The organism is Candidatus Schekmanbacteria bacterium (assembly GCA_003695725.1).
In the GTDB taxonomy this organism is placed as follows: domain Bacteria; phylum Schekmanbacteria; class GWA2-38-11; order GWA2-38-11; family J061; genus J061.
Window position 1 is genome coordinate 1 of sequence record RFHX01000321.1, and the last position, 3713, is coordinate 3713.

Consider the following 3713-nt stretch of genomic DNA (forward strand, 5'->3'; position numbering starts at 1 on the left):
CTCTGTAACCAACATATTTTTTAAAGATTTTGCCATCTTTATCAACTATGAAGGTTGTAGGAATACCTCTGATTCCTCCATATAAATTTACGACTTCTTCATTTCCCATAACGATTGGATAAGTTACCTGATACTTATTCACAAATTTCTTAACAATATCACTGCTGTCATCGAGGGAAACACCAATCATTACAAATCCTTTCTCTGAATATTTATTATGAAGTGTTTGAAAATCAGGTATTTCCATTCGACAAGGAGGGCACCACGTTGCCCAAAAATCGATAATTCTGACTTTCCCATTATGGTCAGATAAGCGAAATTCATTACCATTTAAATCTTTAAGGGAAAAATCCGGCGCTATACTATTTACCAACTCATCTTTCGCTGAATTTTCTTTTTTTCCTTCATCTCTATTACACCCTGCAAATATAAAAAGCATTTGAAGAATAAGAAAAAAAATTGTTAATTTCACCTTCATTAGAGTCTCCTAATTTATTATTTGGAATAAGCTTTTTTATTTTTTACACTTATTCTAAGTATTACTTTTTGTTAATCTTTTTTCCATAAAATTTTTTCAATTCTTGAGAAAATGGTTTTAAAGAAAAGTAAAGATAAGGAAGATTTAACAGTTGATACGATTTCTAATCCTTCTTTGACGATTATGCAGAGTAAACAAGGATATCGTTTTTCTCTTGACCCTATTATCCTTGCAGATTTTTTTATTAAATCAAAATTCAAAGCACACAATATAGTAGATCTTGGAACAGGCACCGGAATAATACCTCTGCTTATATCATCGAAAACAAAAAAGACAAAAATCGTTGGAATAGAAATACAGGAAACTTTATATAATTTGGCAAAAGAAAATGTAAAGCTCAACAGTATGGAAAAAAGGATAGATATTATTAAAGGCGACATAAAAAAAATAGGCAAAATACTTCCTGCAGAAAAATTTGATGCTGTTATGTCAAATCCTCCCTTTCGTGAGCCAAAAAGTGGAAGACTTAGCAATAATGCAGAAAAAACAATAGCCCGGCATGAAATCCTGTGCACCCTTAAAGACATATTAAAAGCATCCTTTTTTCTTCTCAAAGCAGGAGGTGCTCTTTTTATGATTTTTCATCCTCGACGCTTGGGTGAACTTTTCTCTGAACTAAGAAAGTCAAGATTTGAACCTAAAATTGTAAGATTTGTTCATTCAAATAAAGATAGTGACGCTGTAATGGTATTGATTAAAGCAAAAAAAGGGGGTAACCCGGGACTAAAAGTATTAAAACCGCTCTATGTATATGAAAAAGAAAAAACTTATAGCGAAGAAATGAAAAAAATATACGGCATAGAATCAATATGACATAAATCATCAACTTACTGTTTAAGATAAATTCAAAAACTCCGACAATATAAAATCATTTGACAATGAAACAATAAAAAAATATCATTTAAACATATATTATTAAAGGAGAAGGATATGGAATATAGGAAAAGAAATTTGTTATTTACCCTCTTTGTTTTTCTTCTTGTTGGAGTTTTTTCAATTGCCTCGATCAGTGCTATTAACTACAAAAAGAAGAAACACAAGACAGCCAAAAAAGGGAAAATTGTTGTCAAAATGAAAAAAGGCAAGACAAGAGGCACTGCAAAAATCAAATATGATGCAAAGAAAGGTAAAAATGGGAAGGCATCAATGGAGCTGGAAGTAAAAAAGCTTCGCACAATTATGCCCACAGACAATTATGAAGACCCTCGCTATTATGAAGGATGGTTTATTCTTGGCGGCGATGAAGGCGAAGATTATGAGGTAAGCACGGGAGTTTTCAATACAGACAAAAAGGGGAAAGGTAAGGCATATTTTGAATTCAAACCAAACAAAATTGATGATGCTGTGGAAGCAGGCACAGGTATAATAGGACACAACCTTTCTGCTTTAAAACAGATAAAAATAACAAAAGAAGCTAACAATGGCGTTCTTGAAAGAGATGGAAACGTAGTACTTAGCGGTAAAGTAAAATTCAAGAAAAACCCATACAAGAGCCTATACGGAAGTAAACTCAAATAAATTGTTAGTAAACTATTTCCTTTAAAGCTTTTTTAGAGGGAAAATATTTAGGATTAAAGGAAAGGGAGTTTTCGAAGGCAGAACGGGCGCCTTTGAAATCTCCCTTTTTCATTAGTGTATTTCCTAAATTATAGTAAGCAATCGAGGCAAGGTTTCTAAAATTTTTTTCTTCCTTCATTGTAAGAGGAAGTGTAAAAAGTTCATCAAAGGTCTTCACCGATTCCCTATAATAATAAACTGCCTTATCATAATTCTTTTTGTCATACTCCAAATTGCCGCATTCATTTGATGAAAATAGGTAAAGTTTTAAAACATCAACAACATAAGGAGTCAATCCTTTTGCCCTCTTTGCATATTCAAATGCTTTATATTCATCAGACAGCGCAAAAGAAGCTAGTGCAGCTGAATAGAGATACTTGCCCTTTTTGGAGTTAAGACTCAAACATTTCTCGATATAGAACTTGCTTTTCTCCCAATCTGATTTCTGCATAGAAATGGAAGCCTTCACATAATAAATCTCAGCAATGGGTTGTTTGATGAAATATAAAGCTGAAGCCATAATAAAAACAATAAAGAAAATCAGAAAACTCCTTTCATATCTCATCTTTTTTGAGGAAAAATCTACAAATTGCATTTTTTCACTATTCACAATGACAGCAGATGAAAGAAAGAAAAAAAGTGAAGGAAGAGTTTGATAAAAATTAAAACTCGTTTGTGATTGCACCAAAGTGGCAATAGCCGAAGCACCACACGGTATAACCAATATTGTTATTTTTTCAAAATTCTTTACTGAAAAAAACTTCACAAAAATCCTTACTATAATCAAAATGAAAACGAACGCTGACAACAACCCACTTTCCGCAGAAATCTGCAATAAATCATTATGCGCCCATTTAACCACAGGCCTTTCTTTTGAATTTTCATTAATCTTCATATACTTAGGTATATGAATCTTAAAATTTCCAACACCGATTCCAATAATTGGATTTTCCCATATTATCTGCGATGTTGCCTGCCAGATTGCTTTTCTTTGCCTAATGGTCTTTGATTTGCTCACAGCATCATAAGAAATATCCTCTGAAGCCTTACTTTCCGAAATTTTCTTATAATTAACCAAAGAGGTAATAACTCCCGGATTCTTTAGAAGAATTGGAATGCTAATCAAAAAAATGCCTACTGTAATAAATATGAAAAGTTTAAATGAATAACCTTTGACCAAAAGGGTCTTTCTCCTCAATATGACAAGAAAAATTAAAACTAAAGATGCGCCAAATCCTAACCACGCGCCTCTGCAATAGGTAACCATCAATGCAGCAAATATTACAGGCATTTCAAAGAGACTAATATATGAATAATTCATATTCTTTTCTATACTTCTGCAAAATGAAAAAGGAAAAATTGCAATCAGGTATTGAGCAAGTATGTTGGAATGCCCAAAAGTCGATGTAACAGTTTCCTGCAGGGTAAAACCTTCAGATGTAAATGTTTGAATCAATGCAATAATGGAAACTAAAAAGGCTGTATGGATAGAATAAGACAATATCTTTTTTATGCTTTCTATCGAAAGCGTATAGGAAATTGCATAATACAGTATAAACAATGAGTAGAAATGTTTAAGAGTCTCAAAGGCCTCAATTTTATTTATGCTGAAAAAGAA

General features: G+C 32.4%; 4 protein-coding genes. 2 read left to right on the forward strand and 2 right to left on the reverse strand.

Annotated elements, in window-relative coordinates:
- A partial coding sequence (locus D6734_11915) for a TlpA family protein disulfide reductase (protein RMF92604.1) occupies nt 1-478 on the reverse strand: 478 nt, incomplete at its 3' end.
- Nucleotides 479-589: 111 nt separating this feature from the next.
- On the opposite strand from D6734_11915, the gene D6734_11920 reads away from it, so the two are divergent.
- Both D6734_11920 and D6734_11925 read left to right on the forward strand, forming a co-directional pair.
- Complete coding sequence (locus tag D6734_11920) at nt 590-1351, forward strand: tRNA1(Val) (adenine(37)-N6)-methyltransferase (GenBank protein ID RMF92605.1); 762 nt, start codon at nt 590-592, stop codon at nt 1349-1351.
- A gap of 117 nt (nt 1352-1468) precedes the next feature.
- Nucleotides 1469-2056, forward strand: a complete 588-nt coding sequence (locus D6734_11925) for a hypothetical protein (GenBank protein RMF92606.1) — start codon at nt 1469-1471, stop codon at nt 2054-2056.
- Between the two features lie 4 nt (nt 2057-2060).
- Here the strand turns inward: D6734_11925 and D6734_11930 are convergent.
- Nucleotides 2061-3713 (reverse strand): tetratricopeptide repeat protein (locus D6734_11930; GenBank protein ID RMF92607.1); only part of this gene is annotated, 1653 nt, incomplete at its 5' end.

Bases quoted from the DNA above. Each gene is read 5' to 3' on its own strand.
- D6734_11920 (RMF92605.1), top strand. From the start codon at position 590: ATGGTTTTAAAGAAAAGTAAAGATAAGGAAGATTTAACAGTTGATACG.
- D6734_11925 (RMF92606.1), top strand. From the start codon at position 1,469: ATGGAATATAGGAAAAGAAATTTGTTATTTACCCTCTTTGTTTTTCTT.